Raw genomic sequence first — 24,216 nt, 5'->3', positions numbered from 1 at the left:
AAGTCCTTCTTTCTTAGTTAGATGTTTTTAACGCATCCCAGTTCTTCGCAAAATAATCCCAGCCGGAAATGACTGTGAAGAGCACGGCCACCCATAAAGCGATATCGCCGAACGGGAAAGAAACGAGCTCAAACGGGAGATTATGAAGTAAAAGCGCTGCAACAGCGATGATCTGAGCCCATGTTTTAATTTTTCCCAGCATATTGGCGGCTACGACTTCCCCCGTTCCCGCCAACACAAGTCTTAGTCCCGTTACGGCAAATTCGCGGCTGATGATGACGATGACCATCCATGCCGGCGCAAGGTCAAACTGCACAAGCGTAATTAATGCCGCAGACACAAGCAGCTTGTCAGCCAGCGGATCTAAAAATTTCCCGAAGTTTGTCACGAGGTTCAGCTTTCTGGCGTAGTAGCCATCCACCCAGTCAGTCGTTGATGCGATAATGAATAAAACAGCTCCCGTAAGATGTGCGACCGGAATCGATTCATCCCCTATATGAAGGCTGCCCCACTGAAAAGGAACAAGCATGATAATCATAAATACAGGAATTAAAGCGATTCTTGCCAGTGTGATTTTATTCGGTAAGTTAAACATAAAGCCCCTCCAATAATATGTACTCGGACGTGAAGAAAAAGTCATCTTAATCGTTCAGATGACTTTTTCCCCTTTTATTTTTTCATCTTGATTGTTATGGTCTGCGCCATCACATCATGCGGATTGAGTTCATAGGACAGAACCTCTCCGTTGATTTTAATTTTCAGGTTAGGGGCATAGCCCGTGCGTATTTCAATCTGCTTTTGATCTGTGATGTCTTTTTTGTAGGTTTCGCCTTTTTGCAGCGTCCCTTCTTTTAATGAACCGCCGCTGTCATCACGGACGCGGATCCAAGCGTTGTCGGAAGCAATCAGTTCAAGCTTGTACTTATCAGCTCCGGAAACGTTGTATGAAGAAGCGGAGCCTTCTGTTCCGGCCGCTTTGATCTCTATCTTTTCACTGCTCTTTTCTTTCTTTTTCTGCTCTGGCGCTTTTTTGTCTTTTTTGCTGTCAGTCTGCGCTCCGTCATTTGTATTGCCGTCGTTTTTCAGCGCAGAATCCTTAGGAATCTCATACTTGCTCTCACTTTGGGTGACGGCCTTATTGCTGTCAGTCTGCCCGGACTTGCTTATTCCAAACTGAATAATCGCATACACGATCGCAATGACGATAATCACACCGATGACAATAAGAACGGTCGGAAGCCATTCCGCCGCCTTTGAGGACTTAGGCAGCTCCCTTTGCATGGCGAGACCGGAGATTTTCTCCGACACATCGTCATGATACGTGTTCGGGATGTCTTTTTTATATTCTTCAAATAATTGGTCTGAATCAAGCCCGACAGCTTCAGCGTATTGCTTGATAAACGCCCGCACATAAAAATTGCCGGGAATGACATCATAGGAGCCTTCTTCCAGAGCGGTTAAGTATCTTTTCTGAATTTTCGTCGCCGCCTGGAGTTCATCCAATGACATCCCTTTTTCCTCTCTGGCTTCTTTAAGCCGGATTGCTAATTCTGTCACAACAAACACCTTCCAATATTAAAAATCAAAGCTTGAAAAACCGGTCTGATCAAATATTTGCGGTTCTTCTGCATGTTCATATGTAATGACTTCGTCAGGATCATTTCTGAGTTCGATAATATAATCGAAATCATCGAGCGTATACTCCGAATTTTGAACAAAAATATCCGGGTGCTCCACGACCTTTGTCGCCGGGAGCCTCATAATTTCACTGACGAGCTGAAGATGGCGCTCAGAGCCCCGTCTTGTCGAAACGATGCCATCAAGGATAAACACGTTTTCCGTGCTGTATTCATCGGCAACCAGCTGGCTGCGGATCGTTTGCTTTAACAGCGTTGAAGATACGAAAAGCCATCTTTTGCTGGCGCAGACGCTTGAGGCAACGATGGACTCCGTTTTTCCGACCCGCGGCATCCCCCGGATTCCGATCAGTTTGTGTCCTTCTTTTTTAAACAGCTCAGCCATAAAGTCAACCAAAAGGCCAAGCTCGTCCCTTTCAAAGCGGAAGGTTTTTTTATCATCGGCATCACGCTGAATGTATCTTCCGTGACGGACTGCGAGACGGTCGCGAAGCCTCGGTTCTCTCAGCTTCGTTACTTTAATGGTCTCCATTGTTTTTAAAATTGATTCCAATCGTTTAATTTGATCTATATGCCGGCATCTGAGCAGCATTCCCCTTCTGGAAAGGTCGACACCGTTAATTGTGACAATATTAATTGACAGCATCCCGAGAAGAGATGAAATATCCCCGAGCAGGCCGGGGCGGTTCACTTGAATTTCATATTCAAAATACCATTCGAGCTTTGCCAAATGATATACCCCCTCCATTGTGGCAAATTTTTACCTTCCTTTATCATAAAACATTTTTCTCTAATTAGAAAGAAGAATGTTGCTCTATAGAGGAAAACATAAAAAAAGAGAGGAGAAAATCCTCCCCTCTTAATGAGTGCTGTTATTTTCAACAAGCTTCACCATCATATTTGCAATGGCGCGCTGTTCATCTTCAGAAGCAACGCTCCAAAGATCAGCAAGCACTTTTTCCTGATGGTTTTTCGAGTCGACTTCGTTCGCAAGGTAACCACCGATTTCTGTAGCGAGATCAGTGACCGTTTCATCACTCATCCCTTTTTCCTGTGCATAGTTCAATCTGTCGCCAAGGAAATTCTTCCAATTATCCCAGTTTTCTAATACTGACATGTTGGCTTCCTCCATTTCATCTGTTGTTACAAAATTATTTTGTCCGTGCAGATGCAAACTATACACACATTTTTTTTCAGCAGTGCCAGCCGCCGTTTACCGATAATATATGTCCGGTAATATAGGAAGCCTTCTCCGATAATAAAAACGCTGCCGCTTCGGCGATTTCCTCGGGATTTGCCAGCCGGCCCGCGGGTATTTCCTCTGCCAATGCTTCTTTTTCATCAGACGTAAACTGATCAAGCATATTCGTATCAACGGCGCCCGGCGAGACTGCGTTCACGCGGACGCCGCTCGGAGCAAGCTCTTTGGCAAGCGCTTTGACGAACGAATGCTGCGCTCCTTTGACCATGCTGTATAACACTTCGCACGATGCGCCTGTTTCTCCCCATACGGAACCGATCGCGACGATGCCTCCGCTTTTTTTCCGGATCATGCCGGGCACCAGATTACGCGCCAACAAAAACGGGCTCGTCACATGCAGCTGCACCATCTCCCGCGCCGTGTCATCCGTCACGTCCGTAATCAGGCCGAAATGACTTTTGCCGCTGTTTAATATCAGAGCGTCCACAGGCTGTTTAACGGAGCGGCTGAGTGTCTCCGCGCCTTCCGGTGAGGACAGATCCGCCTGAATAATAGAGGCTTTTACACCGAATGATGCGCTCAATCTTTCCGCAAGCCTGTGTGCGGCTTCTTTATTAGAATGATAATGCAAAAGCACGTCATATCCGTTTTTTGCGAGGACTTCACTTATACTTTGTCCGATTCCGCCGCTTGCTCCAGTGACGAGCGCTGTCTGTTTCATCAATCAACATTCCTTCTTTCCCCAGAAAAACATCCCTCAGGGCGTGAGGGATGTTTTTTTATGATTTTGGCACGACTTTGCAGACTGTCAGCCTGTCTTCTGACACTTCTTCTTTAATGACCCGCTCTACGTCTTCCAGGGTGATCTGCTCCAGTACAGTTACGACATCAAACAGACTCATATCTAAAAAGGCGTAACGCGTGAATTGGTTGGCGATGTATTCAGGCGAATTGAGCGCTTTTAAAAATGACCCGATTTTCTTTTTTCTCGCCAGGTCAAGCTTTTCCGCAGTCACGGCTGATCCCGCATCAAGCAGCATCTGTTTTAATTCGTCAGCAAGCTTATCCGGCTCCGGTGTATCTCCTCCGACTGAGGCAAAACCGAATCCGTATTCAGCCGTATAATCAAAGCTGAAGGTTTCATCAATGTAGCCTTTGTCGTACAAGTCGCCGTAATGCGGTGAGCTTTTTCCGAAGAGACATTCAAGCATGAGGTTCATGCTGAGCTCGTGCTTCAACAGCTCCCGCCCCGTTTTATAAGGGTTTTTCGCCTTTAAACCGACAAGACATTTTGAGCCTTGGACGTTCATTTTTAATTCCTGCTCCCGGCGGAAAACCGCTTCCTGCTCCTGAACTTCTTCACGTTTGATTTCAGGCTGATCTGTAAACGGCTTTTTCTCCTGGTTTTTCCGCACCTGGCTGATGATCGCTTCAGGATCAACGGGACCGACGATAAAGAGCAGCATATTGCTCGGGTGATAAAATGTTTCATAGCACTCATACAGCAGATCTTTCGTAATATGTGAGATGCTTTCTACCGTTCCGGCAATGTCAATTTTCACGGGGTGGTCTTTATACATATTTTCGATAAGGCCGAAAAACAGCCGCCAATCCGGATTATCATCATACATGTTAATTTCTTGGCCGATGATGCCTTTTTCTTTTTCCACTGATTTTTCCGTGAAATACGGATCCTGAACAAAATCCACGAGTGTTTCCAGGTTTTTCTCTACATTTGAAGTGCTGGAGAACAGATAAGCCGTTCGTGTAAATGAAGTAAAGGCATTTGCCGACGCCCCCTGCTTACTGAAGTCCTGAAACACGTCGCCGTCCGCTTTTTCAAACAGTTTATGCTCAAGAAAATGCGCGATTCCGTCAGGGACGTGAACCATTTCTTCCTTATTTAAAGGAACGAACTGATTGTCAATGGAACCGTACTTTGTCGTAAACACGGCGTATGTTTTATTAAAGCCCTGTTTCGGCAGCACATAGACATCAAGGCCGTTTGCCATTTTTTCATGATACAGCGTTTCTTGCAGCTGTTCGTAGTTTATCGGTTTAGTCAAGATGCTCCCCCCGTCCCTTTTAAGAAATAAGTCGTATCCAGCTTGATGTTCTTTCCGACATTGATAATGTCCTCTTTCGTCACTTTCTCGATATTGTCAAGGAAAGTTTCGATCGGTATCTCCACTTGGGCTGAAGCCTGCTGATACAGAAATTCCGCTAAGCCGTATGCCGTATCAATCGTTTCTAACACTTGGTTTTTAATAACGGCTTTCGTTTGGGCGATATCGTCCTCTGAAAAATCACCGTTTTGCATAGCTTGAAATTGTTCTTCAATAATGGTGACGGCCTGCTTATAATTTTTCACTTCAATGCCTGACATGACCATCAGAAGCCCTTTGAAGCTTTCCACCCTTGAGGCTGCATAATAGGCGAGACTCGCTTTTTCACGGACATTTATAAACAGCTTCGAATGAGAGAACCCCCCGAACAGCCCGTTAAACACTTGCAATGCCGGATAGTCCGGGTCTGTGTATGTCGTATTGGTCCGGAATCCGATATTCAGTTTGCCTTGTTTGACGTCCTCTTCATCAATGACTTCCTTCGGGTCAGGCTGTTCATTCGCCGTGCTTCTTTCTAAAGGCTGCTGCGCCCGTTCGTCCGTTTTAAAATACGTATCAACAGCCGTTTTCACTTGATCTGTGTCAACATCACCGATGACATACAGGTCCAGCTGATCTTCGCGTATGGCTTTTTGATAGGCTTCATACAGATCTTGCGGCGTAATGTGTTCGACATCATCGATCTCGCCGTTGACGTGAAGGGCATACGGTTCGCTTTTGCACATTTCCTGTACGAGACGGAGATTAGAATATCTCATTTTATCGTCATATACGGCTTGAATCCGCTGTTTCAGCGTCCGTTTTTCCTGCGTGACATAAAGGGGCAGGAAGGCGCCGTTTTCCAAAGCAGGCGAAAAGACAAGCTCTGATAAAAGCTGAAGCCCTTTTTCCAATAATGGTGTGCGGTCCTTCAGATATTTTTCATTGGGAATCTCAAGCCGGAACGTAATAACATGACGTTCTCCCTTTTTTGTCAGATCAGCGGAAACGGATGTCCCGTACAGCTCATCGAAGTAAGAACGCAAATCAGCGGTTTTCGGCCGGCTTTCTGTACCGCGGAGAAGCACATGAGGAAACAGCGCCCTTTTTGTTACGAGCTCTTTCGTTAAAGGAGCCAGCATTTTAAACGTCAGTGAAACGGTTTTAAATTTCTCAGTCTTTACGATGTGGGCGGTGATTCCGCCGTGCTTTGACTTCATTTCATTTACGTAAGTCATGTGAAACCTCCTTCGTTCATTCTTTAATAGTATGTATTATGACCAAAATTCAGCATTCGCAAAAAAGAGTGTGCAAATGTAATTATATCAACTGGAGGATTTATAAGGAAACAAAAAACCTCTGCCCGAAAACAGGCAGAGGCATTGTACGTTATTTTTTCAAATTGAAAGGCCACCAGTTGGCTCTTCCGAAGATTTTCACCATGACCGGTACAAAAAACGGAAGGACAACAATTGCATACATGAGGAGACCGGTTAATACCACGGTTGCAATCTCCAAAAGGGAAAGAACGCCTGACGGCAGCATGGCCGCAAAGGTTCCCGCTAAAATAATGGCCGCCGAAATGATGACTGAGCCCATATTTTTCATACTGCTGATCATCGCGGCTTCCGTTCCTTCTTTTTTCAGCTCATTAAAGCGGTCCATTAAAAAGATGGAATAATCCACACCAAGAGCCATCAGAATGACAAAGCCGAAGAACGGCACGGCCCAGTTTACGCCCGGATACCCGAAGAAGTGAGTAAAGATGTATTCCGTCACCCCGATGGATGCGAAATACGTCAGGACGAGCGAAGCCACTAAATAAACCGGCATAATGAGGGAGCGCAGCATCACGATGAGAATCAGAAAAATACCCGCCAGCATAAACATTGCCGTCCGTTTGAAATCTGAATCCGATACTTCTTTTAAATCGGCATTCATGCTGGAAACCCCGGAGACGCCGAAAGAGGCATTTTTCAGATCGGTGTTCGGAATGATTCTTTTAACGCTCGCTTTGATCGCTTCAATATCTTGAATAGCCGTATTTGAATAAGGGTTGTTATCAAGAACGACGGTTAATTCTGTCGTTTTTCTGTCATCTGACATGTACGTATTAAACACGCTTGTGAAATCGCTGTTTTCCAAGGCTTCTTTCGGCACAAACCAGCCGGCCATTTCTTTGTCTGACGCCTTATGAAGCTCACCCAGATAATCATTCGCCCCCATCATGCCGCTCGACACTTTCTTAAGCCCTTTTACACTATCGTTAAGGCCGGAAGAAAGATCGCTGAGCTGGGAAGAAAAATCACCGAGACCGCTCTGCATTTTTTTCTGACCCTCTGCGAGCTGCCCTGCCGCCGATTCAAGGCGCGGCATTTGTCCGGCAAGAGCCCCCTGGCCGTCTGACACTTGCTGAAGGCCGTTTTCAATTTGGGTCAGACCGTTAATCATTGCGTTAATTTGGGTGTCAATTTTTTTCTGAGCGGCTGACAGTCGGGAAAATTGTTTTTCCGCTTGCTGCAGATGATCCTTTTGACTGTCAACCTCTTTAGAAAACGCTTCTGCGTCTCTATTTGCTTTGGAAACGGCTGACTGTACATCTGTAAAAGCCGATTTGATCACTTGATAGGACGGATCAGCTTTCACTGCCGGTATCGATGCTTCCAGTTTTGCAAACGGCAGCCGGTTAAGCTGTTTGTTCAAATCAGCAAGCTGCCTGCTCGCTTCATTTTTCATCGGCAGAACGGTTTTGACCAGCTTTAAAGCGTTTTGCGTTTCTGAAGCGAGACCGCTGTTTTGGCTGAGCTGCATAGAGAGCATTTGTTTCTGTTCTTCAATCTGCTTTCTCATTTGAGCGACGCCGGCTTTATTCTTATTGACGCCCGCCTGCAGTTTATTCAGGTTTTCTCCTATATCAGAAAGCCCGGATTTCAGAGACAGTGTTCCGTCAATAAGCTGATTGACGCTTTTTCCTGACTCTTCGATCTGCGGCTGTGAATCAGCTAACGACTTTGCGGCATGCCCTAATCCGTCCGTGATTTTTTCAAGTCCTGTATTGCCTTTATCAAGCCCTTCTTGAAGCTGTTTTGCCTGATTTGTGACAAATAATTGATTCAATCCGTTTCCCGCAGGGCGCGTGGCGCTTCTGACCGTTTTCACACCCTCTGTCTTTTCAAGTTCTCTGCTGATTTTTTCGATATCAATCAGGTGTTTCTCAGTATTTAATTTGTCGTCATTTTTGATGACGACTGTCGCCGGCAGAAGGTCTCCGGGTCCGAATGCGTTTGAAATTGTATTAAACGCGCGGACGGATTCATATTTATCCCCGATTTCGTCAAGGCTGTTGTAAGATAGAGCGCCTTTGTAAAGAAGGATAGGCGGGACGGTAAATACCGCCACGATTGCCAGACTGATGAGCGGCCTTTTAAATGAAAACCGCCCTGCCGTTTCCCATGCTTTGCTTTGCGGATGGGAAATATCGCCCTTAACAGGCCAAAACAGTCTTTTTCCTAAAACAGCCATAAAAAACGGCACAATCGTCATGAGTGCAAGCAGCAGCACCGCGACGCCGACCGCAACGGCGGCTGCCGACTGATACAGTTTAAATGTCGCAAATCCGATGCAGGCAAATCCGATCAATACCGCTCCGCCGCTGTATAAAACCGTCTTTCCGGCCGTTTTATAGGTCACAACGATCGCTTCTTTTATATCAGCCCCGTGAGACAGTTCTTCTTTAAAGCGGCTGAGAAGCAGGATGCAATAGTCGGTGCCGATTCCGAACATAATCGCAACCATAAAAATCTGCGTAAAGGTTGAGAGCGGGAAATCCAGCTGATCGACTAAAAATGCGACAATGGACTGGCTGACTAAATAAGAAATTAATACAGATAAAAGCGGCACAAACGGAGCAACCACTGATCGGAATACAAGAATCAGCACGATCAGGATAAAGGCAACCGTAATATATTCGGTCTTTTTTAAGCCGTCCTGCGAGCTTTTCAGCACATCTTCGTCAATCAGGGACTGGCCTGTGATGCCGTATGATACGCCGTACGGTTTCAGTTCTTTATCAATTTTGTCTTTTATTTTGATGATGTCATTTTTTGATGTATCAAGCTGCAGCTGAACGAGCATCGTTTGTCTGTCTTTTGACAGCAGCTGTTTTTTGACGTCTTCATTTTTTTCCCCGAAATATGAGGTCACCGTTTTAATATGGAGCGCTTTTTTATGTTCAGATAAAGTGTCCACAGCCTCTTGCAAACGAGCTTTTTTGTCTGTCATTAAGCCTTTCTCGTGAAATACGATGACGGCTGAAGAAGACGGTGCGTCTGAATCAGACATTTCATCAAGCAGTTTATGGGCGTAAGAAGAGGAATATCCGTCCGGTACGGAAATCTGGCCTTTCTCCCGTGTCAATTCAGCCATATCAGGCGCTGTAAGCATAAATATCACCGTTGCGGCGATCCATGCCGCGGCGATGATCCAGCGGGCTTGGATAATCTTTTTCATTATGTCTGCCGATCCTCCTCTGTCATCATCAGTCGATATAATTTTTCGTATGTATTAACGAACATTTCCGCCTCGTCTTCATCAAAATGCATAATGTATGAACGGACGAGATCCTCAATCCGCTGCTCCACCCGGTGAAATACTTCCGTCCCCTTTTCCGTAACATTTAACAGAATGCTCCGGCGGTCGCTTTGGCTCCGTTCTCTTTTGATGTATCCTTTTTCATACAGGCGGTTCGTCATGGATGTAATGGCGCTTTTGTTGACGTGGCATACCGCTGCCAGTTCAATTGATTTGCAATCGGGATTGAGCATAATATAGCGGAGTATGTAATATTGATCCAATGTCAGCTCTTTGTTCACTTTTTCGGCGATAATGCTGTCAATTTTTTTTAAGACGTGCAGGTATACATCGGAATAACGCTGAATGAGCTGTTTTACTTTTTCTTCATGCACCTTTTCCCCCTCCTTTAATAGTTAATATGTTTAACTACTAAAGAATAACGAGCTGACGGTATCATGTCAATATTCAGAATCAAATAAAAAAAGACAGTGCAGATTACACCGTCTTTAATGATTCCTTTTTTTCTTTTGCTTGTGAAGAGATATTTAACAGCGCTAAAAATACTGATACAATGCCGCAAAAAGCGGATAAAATGAAAATCAGCCAGCTTGCATTTGACATCAGCGCAGCAAATATCGGCGGTCCTGCCGCTACTCCGATAAACCGCATGCTGTTATAAAATGAGGTGATGGTTCCCGATTCCTCGTTGTCTACGCCTTCTGTGATGACAGCGTCTAACGCCGGCAATGCCATTCCGATTCCGGTACCGCTTACACAGAGGAAGATAAATAATAAATAAAAACTGTGATTCCACCACAGGCCGATAAATGACAGTGTCACGGCACTCATTCCAAAAACAATGCAAAACTTCATTCTGCCTTGGTCTTTCCCGATTTTTCTGCCTGCTATATATGAACTGACGGATAGAAATAAAAGCGGGATTGCTAACAGCGCTCCTTTAGCCACACCGTCAATTCCGTACTTCTTCTCCAGCGAGTCTGATAAATAAAACAGAACCCCGAACAGCAAAAACATAATCACGCAGCCGATGATAAATACCGTAAAGAGCCAGCGGCCGTCCCGCTTAAATATGTGACCTACATTTTTCACGAATTCGGAAATAGAAGGCACTTCTTTTTGTTTCTCCGGCTTTGCCACCAAAAACAAAACGAGAAAAAAACTGATGAGCGAAAAAAACGGAATGAACCAAAACGGCATAAACCAAAACCAAGCAGCCAAGAGCGACCCGAGAATCGGGCTTAGAACTTTCCCGGCTGTGTTAGACGTTTCAATGTCGCCGAGCCCCGCGGTAATCCGCTCATCATCCCCCTTGAACAAATCACCGATAAACGGCATCACAACAGGAGCCGCCCCTGCCGAACCGATTCCCTGAAGCACCCGTCCCGCCAAGATAATGGGATATGGATGCTTGAACGCGGTCGAAGCTATCGCAGCAATCGCGCCGCCCGCACCGGCTATGAGAAGACAAGGCAGAAGGACCTTTTTTCTTCCGAATTTATCGGACAGATATCCGGCAATCGGAATACAAATAATCGCCACAATCGAATATACCGTTATAATTAACGATACTTGAAAAGACGATATGGACAGCTTCTTTTCAATCATCGGAAGGACGGGAATCAGCATCGAATTCCCGAGTGTCATGACAAGCGGTACAGAAGCCAAAGCAATGATATTTTTCGTTCCATTTTTCTTCTTACTCAACTTATTCACCCATTCACTATACTTGGTTGTTTCCTGTTTTATTGTGCCTTGCGGCAAACAAAGTATGTACGAACGGCGCAAATAAAAAAACAGACACATGACGCGTCTGTCTTAAAAACGTTTTCTGACAACATGAAAGCTGAACTTATCAGCCCGGAAATAATTTAATGAATACAGCACAGGCTCATCATGCTGATTATAGTGGGTTTGTTTCAGCAATAAAAGCGCCGTCTCCGGTTCGCATTCCAAAACCGGTGAAATCGTATCGTGGTATCCGATCGGTTCAATATCAGCAACGGCATAGCTGATCACAGATCCGGAGTTTTTTTCCAAGAGATCAAAAATGGACTCCTGTTCATGACAGAAAGAATTCGGCAGAATGTCCATCGGAATCGTATCCAGACAGTAAACGACCGGAGTGCCGCTTGCCGTTCTCACACGCTCCAAATAAAAAAGCTCCTGCTCAGGCTCAAGCCGGAATCTTGCGATATCTTCATCAGACGGTGTAATAACCTGAGACGACAAAAAAATCGTACCCGGCACCATGTTCGCTTGCTGAATCATTTTCGTCACACTGTTGAGCTGTTCAATACCTGAAAGAAACAGCGGTTTTGTATGGACGAAAGTGCCCACACCGTGCCTTCTGATAATCACATGCTCCTCTTCAAGGATACGTAAAGCTTCACGCAGAGTTGCCCGGCTGACACCCATCGATTTTGAAAGCTCAAATTCAGAAGGAAGCTTTTCCTTTTCGGTGTAAATTCCGTTTTGTATATCCTCTTTGATTCGCTCAATCACTTTTAAATACAAGTGACGATTGTCAGCTTTTGTAGACATGTTTCCCCTCCGTAAACCACTTTCATAAATTATTGAACAATTGGGACAACTATATCATGTTTTGATAAAAAAATAAATAGGAATGATTTTGGCGGTATCATTTTAAGCGAAAGCTCTCTCCTTTTTAAGAAGAGAGCTCATCATATTGTTCTTTTGATAATAGTACTTCCCTCGGTCTGCTTCCTTCATACGGCCCGACGACGCCCCGTTCCTCCATTGCGTCGATCAGACGCGCGGCCCTCGTGTATCCGATTCTGAACCGTCTTTGAAGCATGGAGACAGATGCCGTCTGCATACCGATAATCAAATCGACCGCTTCGTCATACAGATCATCCGTCACTTCACTGTGTGTTTCCGCGGTTTCTTCCGGAATCATTTCTTCTTGGTACTGCGCTTTTTGCTGTGTGATGACATGATCTACGACATGCTCAACCTCTTCATCCGATAAAAATGCTCCCTGAACACGCACCGGCTTATTCGCGCCTACAGGCAGAAACAGCATATCTCCGCGGCCCAGAAGCTTTTCAGCGCCGCCCATGTCTAAAATCGTCCGTGAATCGGTCTGAGAAGAGACGCTGAAGGCAATTCTCGACGGAATGTTGGCTTTAATCACTCCGGTAATGACATCGACTGAAGGCCGCTGTGTCGCGATAATCAAATGAATGCCTGCCGCCCGGGCCATCTGTGAAAGTCTCGTAATCGAATCTTCCACGTCGGAAGAAGCGACCATCATCAGATCGGCAAGCTCGTCAACGATGACGACGATGTACGGCAGTTCGGGCTGCTTTACTTCTTCTTCGGCATTTGACCGCTTGATATGGTCGTTATAGCCTTCTATATTTCTCGTGCCCGTATGGGAGAACAGTTCATAGCGGCGCTCCATTTCATTGACGACCTTTTTCAAAGCCTGTGAGGCCTTTTTCGGATCTGTCACGACCGGCGCAAGCAGATGAGGAATGCCGTTATACACATTCAGCTCAACCATTTTCGGGTCAATCATCATCATTTTCACTTCATGCGGTTTGGCTCGCATCAGGATGCTCGTAATAATACCGTTGACACAGACGCTTTTCCCGCTTCCCGTGGCCCCAGCGACGAGCAGATGGGGCATTTTGTTCAGTTCGGCAAGCACAGCCTCCCCGGAAATGTTTCGCCCCAACCCGATCAGAAGCTTCACATCCGGCTTGTCGTTGAGCTTGGATTCGAGCACTTCTTTTAACGAAACCATCGCGACTTCAGCGTTCGGCACCTCGATGCCGATTGCTGATTTCCCCGGAATCGGCGCTTCTATCCGGATATCCTTCGCGGCAAGCGCGAGCGCGAGGTCATCACTCAGATTCACGATTTTACTGACTTTGACCCCAACGTCCGGATAGACCTCATATTTTGTGACCGCCGGACCGAGATGAACCTGTGTTACTTTTGCCTTTACGCCGAAGCTTTGAAAAGTCCGTTCGAGTTTTCTTGCATTCTCGTAAATGTTTTTCTTATCGGTCTGCTGGCCTGTGTGTTTCGGGTCAGCCAGAATGTCCAATGAAGGCATTTGGTAATCCTTGTTTTCAAGCTCTGTAAACGTCATGGGCGGAGCCGCAGCCGCCGGTTCGTCACTGTCTTGAGCGCCGCCGGAGGGCCCTTCTTTTACCATTTGAGCCGTCTCCTGCGTCTCTTCAGGAATCACCGGTTCGTCACGCTTCTCCTGACGGTCTGAGAAGCTTGAAATAATCGGCTCTGAATGGATGATCGGCGAAATGATTTCCTCATCCTCTTCTTCCGGCTCAGGCACTTCTTTTTTCTTTTGAACCCGTTTTTGTTTTTTGCCCGATTTGGTTTTTGTTTTCGGCGAAGACATGTTCGTTCTGACCGTTTTCATATCCTCAAGAAATGCCTGCCATTGACTGCGGATAAACCGGCCGACGGGGCTCGTCCACTTTTTGAGCGTTTCCTGCAGTGAACGCCCCGTTACAAGAATCAGCCCCATTAAGATCAGCACGATCGCCATGATCTGTGAACCCGTTGATGCAAATAAAAAGTGGGAAGCTGCAAACAGTACCGCGCCGATCATACCGCCGCCCAAATCAGGCGAGGCGGCCTGCTGTTTCATATCCATCATAAACAGCTCCCACGTGTTGCCGATGACACTTGCGGACCGAATCGACCCGTGATGAGACAGATTTTTAAAGAGCTGTACGTGAGACAGCAGCAAAATACTGGCGATAATACAGTACAATCCGGCTTTCCTTCTCGTTAAAAGACTTGGACTCTTCTTTTTCCAAAACAGCGAAATTCCCAGAAGGAAGAGCGCAATTAAGCATAAAATAAACCACTCTCCGGCAAAAAAACGGAACAAGTACACAAATGTCTGTCCCACAACGCCGAGCTGCAAAACAGCAATAATCGAGATTGCAACGCAGAGCAGTCCGCTTAGTTCGTATTTTAGATTGAGCTTACTCTCTTGTTTCTTTTTAGATTTCCGTTTTTTCTTTGCCACACTCATCACCTTACTGCGTTAAAAAATGTAAAATCATACATCATGAAGAAAAGCAGCCTTTTACCGGCTGCGTTTTTCTGTAGGATTCCCCTATTATAGCATATTTTGCCCCCGAGAAACGGACTGAATGCCGGTTAGATTTTCAACTTGATTTTTTGCCCCGGAGCGATGTCCGGATTCAGAAAATCCATCGGGTTCGTACTTAAAATCTGTACGACTTCAGCTTCATTTCCCTTCATTTCGACTAACAGCGGCACACCGGCATAGTCTACCTGTTCATGCGCGCTTTGCTCTCTTTCCTGACCGTAAACGACTTCTTGAGGCATGACGGTATAAAGGATCATTGAATCATCATTCCTTCCTCGCCCTTTCGTTCTTCAATCAGCTGATTCAGCTTTTTTATCGCCTGTCCGACGCCGCCGACGGCATCAATTAATCCGTAATCAGCCGCATCTTTTCCGACTACGTTCGTTCCGATGTCCCTGGTCAGGTTTCCTTTTGAAAACATCAGTTCTTTGAATTTTTCTTCGGAAATATTTGAATGATGGGTCACAAAGTTGACGACCCGCTCCTGCATTTTGTCCAAGTATTCAAATGTTTGCGGAACCCCGATAACCAGACCTGTAAGCCGAACGGGGTGAATGGTCATAGTCGCTGTTTCCGCGATAAAACTATGATCACATGACACGGCGATCGGCACACCTATCGAGTGTCCCCCGCCGAGTACGATTGAAACGGTCGGTTTTGACAAAGATGCGAGCATCTCTGCAATCGCAAGCCCCGCTTCCACATCACCGCCGACGGTGTTTAAGATAATCAGAAGTCCTTCAATTTTCGGATTTTGCTCAATGGCGACGATTTGCGGAATGACGTGTTCATATTTGGTTGTTTTATTTTGCGGCGGCAGCTGGACATGCCCCTCAATTTGGCCGATGATTGTCAGACAGTGAATATTGGTATCTTGCGACATTTGCGGCAGAGATGTCTCTCCCAGCTGCTGAATTTTGCTCATAATGCTGTCTTTCGCATCTGATTTTTCGGGCTGCTGTTCTTCGGTGTTTTCCATACGATGATCCATTTTATCTTCACCCTTTCCGAATGTCTCTTTGTATTATGAACAAAGAAGCGGGTTTCCATCCGGGAGATGAACAAAAACAAAGCCGGAGCATCATGCGCTCCGGCTTTTGTGTACATTATACTTCCATAATGATCGGAATGATCATCGGTTTGCGTTTTGTTTTTTCATAAAGGAATTGGTTCAGCGCATCGCGCATGGCTTGTTTCAGCGTGGACCATTCTACGGCGGATGTTTCCGTCGCTTCTGTCACGATTGACCGGACGAGCTCAGTAGCTTGTACAATTAAGCCTTCTGATTCTCTGACATATACGAAACCGCGCGTAATGATTTCAGGACCCGATACGAGGTTCTTTTTCTGCTTATCAAGCGTAATCACGACAATGAGAATGCCGTCTTGTGACAATAAGCGGCGGTCTCGCAGCACGATGTTGCCGATGTCACCGACACCTAGGCCGTCAATCAGAACGTTTCCGTACGTGACTTTATCCCCGATTTTCACATTCTGGCCGCGAAATTCAACGACGTCGCCTTTTTCAATTAAGAAAATGTCGCTGCGTTTCATGCCGATTTCTTCAGCGATTTTGGAATGCGCTTTTTGCATTCTGAATTCACCGTTAACCGGAATTAAATATTTCGGTTTTAACAAATTAAGCATGAGTTTTAATTCTTCCTGCGAACCGTGACCGGACACATGCACGCGTTTTTGGGCGAAAATGACTTGAGCCCCGGCGCGGACAAGCTGGTTGACGGTTTTGGAATATACCAATTCATGTCCCGGAATCGGTGTTGATGCAATGACAACGGTATCTCCTTCTTCAATGTTAAGCTGCTTGTGCGCCTGCTTGGCCATCCGCGTAAGAGCGGCTAACGGCTCACCATGGCTTCCGGCTGTAACAATTGCCACTTCCCGTTTCAGATATTTTTTCACATCCTGCACCGGAATGAACAATTCATCTTCTGCTTCAATATAGCCGAGCTTGCGCGCAAGCTGAAGCACGTTTTGCAGGTTTTTTCCGGCGATTGCGAGTTTGCGGCCGTTCTGGGCGGCAGCCTGAATCACTTGCTGAATCCGGTTGATATTAGACGCGAATACGGCAACGATGACGCGGTTGTCTGAATTGTACATCGCATCGGAAATTTCACCGCTTACATGTGCTTCTGACGGAGTGTATCCCGGGCGCTCCGCATTGGCGCTGTCAGAAAGCAGGGCAAGCACACCGCCGTTTCCGATTTTGGCGATTTCGCCGATATCACATGATTGGTGATAAGCAGGCGTCTGGTCAAATTTGAAGTCTCCCGTGCATACAATAGAGCCAAGTGATGTTTTAAAGCTGACTCCCACTGAATCCGGAATGCTGTGGATCGTTTTAAAGAACGATACTTTTGTTGATTCAAATGTAATGACTGATTTGGAGTGAACTTCACGCAAATCAGCTTTTCGATTATGCCCGTACTGCTTGAGTTTTTCTCTCAGCAAAGCAAGCGTTAGCTTCGTTCCGTATACCGGCACCGACAGCTTGTTCAATAAATAAAAGACGCCTCCGATGTTTTCATCGTGTCCGTGTGTCAGAAAAATGGCCTTCACGCGGTCAGCCCGTTCTACCAAGTAAGAAATATCCGGAATCACGACATCAATACCGAGCATTTCATTTTCAGGGTGCATGAGCCCCGCGTCTACTACAAATATGTCCGAGTCAATTTCAATGACATATAGGTTCTTCCCAATTTCTCCGACACCGCCAAGGGCGATAATTCTGACGTTTTCTGTATTTTTCTTTTTCAAAATCTGTATCCTCCTAGTCTCATACCCGTCCATCATCACTTGTTCCTATTATAACTGATATCAATTTTAGAAAACAAGAAGAAGCGGAAGGTTTAGGGAAAACCAATATGTAGACAAAACGGTCAAACTCACGATAAAAATGAGAATGACCGCGTATTTTAACTGTATAAATTTTTTCTTACAGTTCGCTGATGACGCTGCTCAGGCTCAGGCGCTCATCTTCATTCAGCGGAATAAGAGGAAGACGCACAGATCCGACATCAAGGCCTTTCAGCTGAAGCGCCGTTTTGACCGGAGCCGGATTAGGCGCTTTAAAGAGCTCCTTCATGATCGGGAGAAGCTTCTGATGAATCAGTGCCGCGGTTGCCGTCTGCCCGTTTGTATAGTTTTTAATCATTTGCTGCATGTCAGAACCTACAATATGGCTGGCCACTGACACGACTCCTCTTCCGCCGACTGCGAGAATAGGAAGGGTTAACCCGTCATCACCTGAATAGACGTAAAAATCTTCCGGCGTTTCGGCGATGATTTTCGTAATCGCGTCAAGATCACCGCTCGCTTCTTTAATCGCAGAGATATTCGGAATCTCCGCAAGTCTGATGGCCGTTTCCGGCGCAAGCGAAGCGACCGTTCTGCCCGGCACGTTGTAAAGCATAACAGGAAGAGACGTTTCTTCAGCTATGGCTTTAAAATGACGGTACATGCCCTCTTGGGAAGGCTTATTATAATAAGGCGTGACAAGCATAACGCAATCGACGCCGGCTTCTTCAGCTTTTTTTGTCAGTTTGATGGAGTCTTTCGTATTGTTGCTGCCCGTACCCGCAATAACAGGCACGCGTCCGTTCACTTCTTTGACTGTAAATTCAAAGAGTGCAATTTTTTCTTCAGTTGAAAGTGTCGGAGATTCGCCGGTCGTCCCTGCGACGACTAAAGAATCCGTGCCGTTTTTCAACAAATAGTCGATTAATGTAGACAGTTTTTGAAAGTCTACATTCCCTTTACTGTCAAAAGGGGTAATCATCGCTGTAGAAATATTTCCGACATTCATTTTTTTCACCTCATCATGATTCAATCACATTTACTTTGAAAGTTCAAACACTTCATGCAGCGCATTTACCGCCGTTACCATATCTTTTTCATGAACGAGCACCCAGATCGTCGTATGGCTGTCGGCTGATTGCAGAATCGGAATGCCTTTATCTGAAAGTGCGGAGACGATTTTTGACGTAACACCCGGCACACCCATTATTCCGGCACCGACCGCTGACACTTTCGCACAGCTTTCCGTCACTGTCGGTTCATAGCCTAATTCGGCCAAAATGCTGCGCGCGGCTTCCGTTTTACTGCCGGCTACGGTATAAACAATTTCACTCGGCGTAATATTAAAGAAATCTACGCTGATGCCGGCGTTCGCCATTGCTTTAAAGACTTCTGTCTGAACATTGTATTGACCCATTTTGGCGGGAACTTTAAATTGCGTTACGTCTTTTACATGAGCAATTCCCGTGATCAGCCGTTCGAACACATCGCTGCCGACGTTAGACGAATGATGGGACGTCACCAGAGTTCCTTTGTCTTTTGAATAAGTCGAGCGCACGCGGATCGGCACCTTTGCCTGCATGGCGATTTCCACCGCGCGCGGATGAATGACTTTCGCGCCCTGATAGGCAAGGTTGCAGATTTCCGTATATGTGACATTCGGAAGCGGCTTAGCATTTTCCACGATTCTCGGATCAGCTGTCATGACGCCTTCCACGTCCGTAAAAATGTCGATAAACTCAGCATCAACCGCCGCGCCGAGCGCCGCTGCTGATGTATCGCTTCCTCCTCTGCCGATCGTCGTCGTGTCGCCCTTTTCAGTCGCTCCCTGAAACCCTGCCACAACGACGGCATCATGGCTGGCAAGTGTCGCGAACAGCCGCTCTGTTTTCATTTCTAAAATTTTGGCGTCAGTATGCTGGGCATTGGTTAAAAAGCCGGCCTGGGCTCCTGTTAAAGCTGCGGCTTTTATGCCGTTTTCCTTCAGCATGCTGGTAAAAACAACAGACGAAATCGTTTCTCCGCAAGACAGAAGCATATCCTGCTCTCTCGGAGAAATGTCGGACTGGCTGCCGTAAAGAAGCCCGATCAAAGAATCCGTCGCGTACGGGTCTCCTTTTCTTCCCATCGCCGATACGACAACGACAACTTTATATCCTTCACTGATGGCATCTTTAATGTGTGCTAACGCAAGCTTGCGGCCTTTGTCATCTTTTACGGATGTTCCGCCGAATTTTTGAACAATGATTTTCACTATTTTCACTCCAAATTAGTCTGACGTAACAGAAGAGAGCAGGCAGAGCCATACTCTCTTCTGTTCGCCTATAGAAAATACGTTTGTTTTATACGAGGTTCAGTTTTTGCAGGCTTTCCGCAATTTGAACTGAGTTCCAAGCGGCGCCTTTTAACAGGTTATCAGAAACAACCCACAAATGAAAACCGTTTGCTCTATCCAAATCTTTACGGATTCTTCCTACAAATACATCCCGTTTGCCGACGCAATCAGCAGGCATCGGGTAAAGCTGCTCCGCCGGATCATCCTGAAGCGTAACACCCGGAGCCTCTTTTAAAAGCTGTTTAATGTCTTCTGCGGTTGCGTCATCACGGTCAAGCTCAATGTAAACAGATTCTGAGTGTCCTGTTTCAATCGGCAGTCTGACACATGTCGCAGCCACTTCCAGCTTCGGCATATGCATGATTTTTTTCGTTTCATTAATCATTTTCATTTCCTCAAACGTGTAGCCGTTATCTTGGAATTTATCAATTTGCGGAATGGCGTTAAAAGCGATTTGATAATGCTTTTTGTCCCCTTTAACCGGCATAATGGACGGTTCTGCAGGCTCATTGTTTAAAATCGCCTTCGTCTGGCTGTACAGTTCTTTCGCCGCTTCATTGCCGGCTCCGGACACAGCTTGGTAAGTAGATACAATGACTTTTTTCAAGCCGTATGCTTTGCGGATCGGTTCAAGCGCCGCCACCATCTGAATCGTTGAACAGTTAGGGTTGGCGATAATGCCGTTATGTTTATGCAGATCACCTTCGTTCACCTCAGGCACTACAAGCGGTGTATTTTCATCCATGCGGAATGCGCTGGTATTGTCAATTACGATAGCTCCCCGTTTTACAGCCTCAGGCGCCAGGCTTTGTGATACGCTTCCGCCGGCGCTGAATAACGCGATATGAACGCCTTCGAAGCTTTCCGGAACAGCTTCCTGCACTGTATACTCTTCGCCTTTAAACGTTACTTTCGTACCAGCAGAACGCTTTGAGGATAGTAGTGTGAGTGTTTCGATTTCAAAGTTTCTGTCTTCCAATGTTTTCAGCATTTGCTGCCCTACGGCTCCCGTCGCTCCGACAACTGCTACGTGTAATCCTCTTCCCATCTGTAAAACTCCTTCCGCCAATTAAGCATCATTTGTTGAATTGACTTTGCATTTTACGTTTTATTTTACCATAGAATAGTCACGGATTGACCGAATTTTTTTATTCCGGAATGATTTTATGTGTCTTGATTTTTTATTACTGATGCTGTACAAGCACAGGCTGAACCTGCTGATGCAAAAGCGCTTTTTCTACCGTAATCGGAAGGAGATCCATTCTGGCGACAAGAGATGTCGGTTTTCTCACGTGGTCATCCTGGCCGAACGGGATGAAAAATATGTTTTTTGCGGACATCAGCCTCATTAAATTCGTTCCGTTTAAACCGAGGCCGTCATTTGTCGAAATGCCGAGCACGACCGGGCGGCTGTTGCGGATCGTGGCTTTCGCAGCCATAAGGACGGGGCTGTCAGTCATCGCATTTGCGAGTTTGCTCATTGAGTTTCCGGTTAAGGGGGCGATGACCATGCAGTCGAGCGGAAGTTTCGGCCCGAGAGGCTCCGCTTTTACGATGGAATCAATTACCTCAAAACCTGTTGCTTCTTCAATTTTTCTGATCCAATCTCCCCCCTCTCCAAAGCGCGTATCGGTCGATTGGACGGTCGACGTCACAATCGGCCGGACTTCAGCCCCTTGACTGACAAGTGCTTCTATTTGCGGAAAAACCTCCTCATATGTGCAATGCGAGCCGGTTAATCCGAATCCGATTCTTTTCCCATTCAGAGACATGGCTAATTCCCCTCTTTCTTTAAGTCTGCCAAAAGCTTACTCAATACGTTCGCAATAATCTGTCCGGCTGTTTTCGGAGCCACAATTCCCGGAAGACCCGGAGCAAGCAGCGCTTTAATGCCCTGTTTTTCAGCATATTTGAAATCCGTTCCGCCCGGACGGGATGCTAAATCTAAAATCAAGGTCTTCGGCGTCATGCGCGATAAAACGCTTTGATTCAGAATCAGACTCGGTACGGTATTAATACAAATATCAATATCATTTACATGATCAGTAAGTTCTTCAATTTGAAAAGGAGAAAGCCCCATTTCCGATATACGGGCCAAATGAGCCGAACTCCGCGCGCCCACTTTTACCTTCGCTCCCAACGCTGCAAACGTCCGGGCGATCGTCATACCGGTGCGCCCCATGCCCAGAACGGCGACATTTGACCCGTGAATGGTATAATCCGTATGCTGAATCGCCATCATGATTGTCCCTTCAACTGTGGGAATCGAGTTGAATATCGCGATGTCATCCCGCTCAAATAATTTAACAAGCTTGCGGCCGGCTTCGCTGGCGATGCCCTCAAGGTATGCATTAGAGATGCCTGAATAAATCACGCAATGCTCCGGTGTCTGCTCAAGATAGCTCTGCTTTAATACCACTTCCTCATTTGAAAAAACCGTTGAGACAACGCCTTCTCCGGTCGTTGCCGATACAGGCAGGATGATACTGTCTATTTTCGGAAATGGAATCTCATCAATTTTACATTTGACGGTTCCTGTAAAACCGTCATCCAATTGGTCAAATCCTGCAAGATAAATATCGGCATGCTGTTCTGTCAGCTTCCTTATAATCTCAAGCTGTCTTGCGTCACCGCCAATGATCGCAATTGTCAATCCGGTTAACATTTGAAACGTTCACCTTCTTTACAGTTACTGGATCTTTTAAGTGTCATCCTCCTCTTCATCGTATGTGCAAAGAGAAAGGGCGGTGAATGTACAGCGTCTTTTTCATAAAAAAAGCACCGGCTGTTTTAGCCGGTGCTTGCGAAAAATGAATAGTCTACTCTTCAGGAGGAGTGATCTCCCCGGGAACGTCTAAAATGATCATGTCTGACCCGATTTTTTGAATATGGTTCCAGGGGACACGGATGTCGTGGCCTTGTTTTCGCAATCCAAACCATTTTACCGTCGGGATCAACAGCGCGGTAATTTGCCCGTCCTGTTCATTAATTTCCAAATCAGTCTGACCGAGCACGCCGAGCCGCTCCGCCCGTTTAATGTCTACAATTTCTTTACCTGACAGTTCACTGAGCCTCATGATAGCCACCCCCTTGTACTATATGATTCCGGGCAAAAAAAAATGCCTGCCCCTTAGAGAGGCAGACTTCCCCTTTAAGATGAAGCCGGCATATTTCCGGTCGGACTGATGAGCGATAATGCGTAATCATCCGTAAATAACCGGCGGCTGAGACCGTTGACGCTTTCCAGGCTGACTGCATTTAATTCAGCGATAATTTCATCCATCGTCTTATGCTTTCTGAGCAGAAGTTCGTTTTTCCCGTTCCGGCTCATTTTGCTGTTTGTGCTTTCTAAGCTGAGCATTAAACTTCCCTTCATTTGCTCTTTGCTGTTTTCCAGTTCTTTCGGGGTAATGCCGTCACGTTTTAACACCGATAACGTTTCTTGAATGGTTTCAGACAGAAGATCGAGCTGATTGGCGCCGGTGCCTCCGTAAATCGTCAGCATACCGCTGTCTTCATAAGAACTGTGATAGCTGTATACAGAATAGGCCAGTCCTTTATCTTCACGCACATCCTGGAAAAGACGGCTGCTCATGCTTCCGCCCAGCACGTTGTTTAAAACGATTAAATCGTAAACATCCGGATCTCCGACTTTCAGACCTTTGAAACCAAGGCAGAGGTGCGCTTGTTCCGTGTCTTTTTTTCTGGTGAGCTTTTCATAATGAAACTCAGGCTCGCTGATGCCGCTAGCTTTGCCCTTCGCTTCGTATGTACCGAACCATTTCTCCACGTCTTTAATGAATTGTTCCGTAACATTTCCGGCGACAGAAATGACGACGCGGTCCGGTGTGTAAAAGTCATCCATATGCTGTCTGAGAGAATCGCCGTTAAACGATGAAAGGGTTTCCTCCGTCCCGAGAATCGGGTAGCCGAGCGAATGATTGCCGTATGTCGCTTTGCTCAGCAGATCGTGGACAATGTCGTCCGGCGCGTCTTCGTACATTTTGATTTCTTCATATACGACGTTCTTTTCTTTTTTGAGTTCATCTTCGTCAAAAGCAGAATGAAAGAACATATCAGCAAGCACATCAAGTGCGTAGTTGGCATGCTCATCCAGCACTTTGGCGTAATAACACGTATATTCTTTTGAAGTGAAGGCATTCACTTGGCCGCCTATCCGATCGAAGGATTCTGCGATTTCGCGTGCTGATCTGGTATTTGTTCCTTTAAAAAACATATGCTCGAGAAAGTGCGAAATACCGTTTGTGTCCGGCGTTTCATGGCGTGACCCCGTTCCGATCCAGACACCGATTGCCACAGACCGCACCGTTGGATTATTTTCAAGCACAACTCTTACACCGTTTTGGCATGTATAGCGTTTTATCAAGTTTGTTCCTCCTATTCAAAGACAGGCAA

22 protein-coding genes are annotated in these 24,216 nt (G+C 46.2%); all 22 read right to left on the bottom strand.

Annotation, left to right across the window (positions count from 1 at the left end):
* Nucleotides 1–13 precede the first annotated feature (13 nt).
* The 22 genes from pgsA to ABDB98_RS08580 all read right to left on the bottom strand — a co-directional run bounded on the left by pgsA (nucleotide 14) and on the right by ABDB98_RS08580 (nucleotide 24,187).
* Nucleotides 14–595: a CDP-diacylglycerol--glycerol-3-phosphate 3-phosphatidyltransferase gene (gene pgsA / locus ABDB98_RS08685; protein ID WP_016936065.1), complete on the bottom strand. Its 582-nt coding sequence runs from the start codon at nucleotides 593–595 to the stop codon at nucleotides 14–16.
* 74 nt (nucleotides 596–669) lie between these two features.
* Nucleotides 670–1,557 (bottom strand): helix-turn-helix domain-containing protein, encoded by an 888-nt coding sequence (locus tag ABDB98_RS08680; protein ID WP_438421954.1) that lies wholly within the window; start codon nucleotides 1,555–1,557, stop codon nucleotides 670–672.
* Between the two features lie 18 nt (nucleotides 1,558–1,575).
* On the bottom strand, nucleotides 1,576–2,367 hold the full coding sequence (locus ABDB98_RS08675; RefSeq protein ID WP_007409819.1) for a DUF3388 domain-containing protein: 792 nt from the start codon (nucleotides 2,365–2,367) through the stop codon (nucleotides 1,576–1,578).
* A 129-nt stretch (nucleotides 2,368–2,496) separates the two neighbouring features.
* Nucleotides 2,497–2,754: a DUF3243 domain-containing protein gene (locus tag ABDB98_RS08670; RefSeq protein WP_060962762.1), complete on the bottom strand. Its 258-nt coding sequence runs from the start codon at nucleotides 2,752–2,754 to the stop codon at nucleotides 2,497–2,499.
* A gap of 76 nt (nucleotides 2,755–2,830) precedes the next feature.
* On the bottom strand, nucleotides 2,831–3,559 hold the full coding sequence (gene ymfI / locus ABDB98_RS08665; protein WP_438422127.1) for an elongation factor P 5-aminopentanone reductase: 729 nt from the start codon (nucleotides 3,557–3,559) through the stop codon (nucleotides 2,831–2,833).
* A 58-nt stretch (nucleotides 3,560–3,617) separates the two neighbouring features.
* The gene (yfmH, locus tag ABDB98_RS08660; protein WP_016936068.1) at nucleotides 3,618–4,904 is read right to left on the bottom strand and encodes an EF-P 5-aminopentanol modification-associated protein YfmH; all 1,287 of its coding nucleotides are present in this window, start codon (nucleotides 4,902–4,904) and stop codon (nucleotides 3,618–3,620) included.
* Complete coding sequence (gene yfmF / locus ABDB98_RS08655) at nucleotides 4,901–6,181, bottom strand: EF-P 5-aminopentanol modification-associated protein YfmF (RefSeq protein WP_047474934.1); 1,281 nt, start codon at nucleotides 6,179–6,181, stop codon at nucleotides 4,901–4,903. The genes yfmH and yfmF overlap by 4 nt, the downstream gene beginning before the upstream one ends.
* A gap of 151 nt (nucleotides 6,182–6,332) precedes the next feature.
* Nucleotides 6,333–9,452, bottom strand: a complete 3,120-nt coding sequence (locus ABDB98_RS08650) for an MMPL family transporter (RefSeq protein WP_438421952.1) — start codon at nucleotides 9,450–9,452, stop codon at nucleotides 6,333–6,335.
* Nucleotides 9,452–9,907: a MarR family winged helix-turn-helix transcriptional regulator gene (locus tag ABDB98_RS08645; RefSeq protein WP_438421951.1), complete on the bottom strand. Its 456-nt coding sequence runs from the start codon at nucleotides 9,905–9,907 to the stop codon at nucleotides 9,452–9,454. Before ABDB98_RS08645 ends, ABDB98_RS08650 begins: the two co-directional genes overlap by 1 nt.
* Nucleotides 9,908–10,010: 103 nt before the next feature.
* A complete protein-coding gene (locus tag ABDB98_RS08640; protein WP_438421949.1) occupies nucleotides 10,011–11,240 on the bottom strand; it encodes an MFS transporter in 1,230 nt (409 codons plus the stop codon).
* Nucleotides 11,241–11,351: 111 nt separating this feature from the next.
* Nucleotides 11,352–12,077: a GntR family transcriptional regulator gene (locus ABDB98_RS08635; protein WP_060962767.1), complete on the bottom strand. Its 726-nt coding sequence runs from the start codon at nucleotides 12,075–12,077 to the stop codon at nucleotides 11,352–11,354.
* Nucleotides 12,078–12,201: 124 nt separating this feature from the next.
* Nucleotides 12,202–14,565, bottom strand: a complete 2,364-nt coding sequence (locus tag ABDB98_RS08630) for a DNA translocase FtsK (protein WP_438421947.1) — start codon at nucleotides 14,563–14,565, stop codon at nucleotides 12,202–12,204.
* A 134-nt stretch (nucleotides 14,566–14,699) separates the two neighbouring features.
* Nucleotides 14,700–14,909 carry a YlzJ-like family protein gene (locus tag ABDB98_RS08625; protein WP_016936075.1) on the bottom strand — a complete coding sequence of 70 codons (210 nt, stop codon included), beginning with the start codon at nucleotides 14,907–14,909 and terminating at the stop codon, nucleotides 14,700–14,702.
* On the bottom strand, nucleotides 14,906–15,643 hold the full coding sequence (locus ABDB98_RS08620; RefSeq protein WP_047474942.1) for a ClpP family protease: 738 nt from the start codon (nucleotides 15,641–15,643) through the stop codon (nucleotides 14,906–14,908). The genes ABDB98_RS08625 and ABDB98_RS08620 overlap by 4 nt, the downstream gene beginning before the upstream one ends.
* A 115-nt stretch (nucleotides 15,644–15,758) precedes the next feature.
* Nucleotides 15,759–17,426 carry a ribonuclease J2 gene (rnjB, locus tag ABDB98_RS08615; protein ID WP_438421945.1) on the bottom strand — a complete coding sequence of 556 codons (1,668 nt, stop codon included), beginning with the start codon at nucleotides 17,424–17,426 and terminating at the stop codon, nucleotides 15,759–15,761.
* A gap of 178 nt (nucleotides 17,427–17,604) precedes the next feature.
* Entirely contained in the window at nucleotides 17,605–18,474 is an 870-nt protein-coding gene (gene dapA / locus ABDB98_RS08610) for a 4-hydroxy-tetrahydrodipicolinate synthase (RefSeq protein ID WP_003154166.1), read from the bottom strand.
* A gap of 30 nt (nucleotides 18,475–18,504) precedes the next feature.
* Nucleotides 18,505–19,719, bottom strand: a complete 1,215-nt coding sequence (gene dapG / locus ABDB98_RS08605; protein ID WP_049628486.1) for an aspartate kinase — start codon at nucleotides 19,717–19,719, stop codon at nucleotides 18,505–18,507.
* A gap of 88 nt (nucleotides 19,720–19,807) precedes the next feature.
* Nucleotides 19,808–20,848 carry an aspartate-semialdehyde dehydrogenase gene (gene asd / locus ABDB98_RS08600; protein ID WP_207579515.1) on the bottom strand — a complete coding sequence of 347 codons (1,041 nt, stop codon included), beginning with the start codon at nucleotides 20,846–20,848 and terminating at the stop codon, nucleotides 19,808–19,810.
* A 136-nt stretch (nucleotides 20,849–20,984) separates the two neighbouring features.
* Entirely contained in the window at nucleotides 20,985–21,572 is a 588-nt protein-coding gene (gene dpaB, locus ABDB98_RS08595) for a dipicolinate synthase subunit B (RefSeq protein WP_060962771.1), read from the bottom strand.
* Between the two features lie 2 nt (nucleotides 21,573–21,574).
* Complete coding sequence (gene dpaA, locus ABDB98_RS08590; protein WP_064778920.1) at nucleotides 21,575–22,465, bottom strand: dipicolinic acid synthetase subunit A; 891 nt, start codon at nucleotides 22,463–22,465, stop codon at nucleotides 21,575–21,577.
* A 154-nt stretch (nucleotides 22,466–22,619) separates the two neighbouring features.
* Nucleotides 22,620–22,877 (bottom strand): YlmC/YmxH family sporulation protein, encoded by a 258-nt coding sequence (locus ABDB98_RS08585; protein WP_003154176.1) that lies wholly within the window; start codon nucleotides 22,875–22,877, stop codon nucleotides 22,620–22,622.
* Between the two features lie 74 nt (nucleotides 22,878–22,951).
* The gene (locus ABDB98_RS08580; RefSeq protein WP_016936082.1) at nucleotides 22,952–24,187 is read right to left on the bottom strand and encodes a M16 family metallopeptidase; all 1,236 of its coding nucleotides are present in this window, start codon (nucleotides 24,185–24,187) and stop codon (nucleotides 22,952–22,954) included.
* Between the last annotated feature and the right edge of the window lie 29 nt (nucleotides 24,188–24,216).

The organism is Bacillus siamensis (assembly GCF_051628075.1).
Taxonomy (GTDB): Bacteria; Bacillota; Bacilli; order Bacillales; family Bacillaceae; genus Bacillus; species Bacillus siamensis.
Note: the sequence above shows the minus strand (reverse complement) of the source record. Positions and strands in the feature narration are given on the sequence as shown.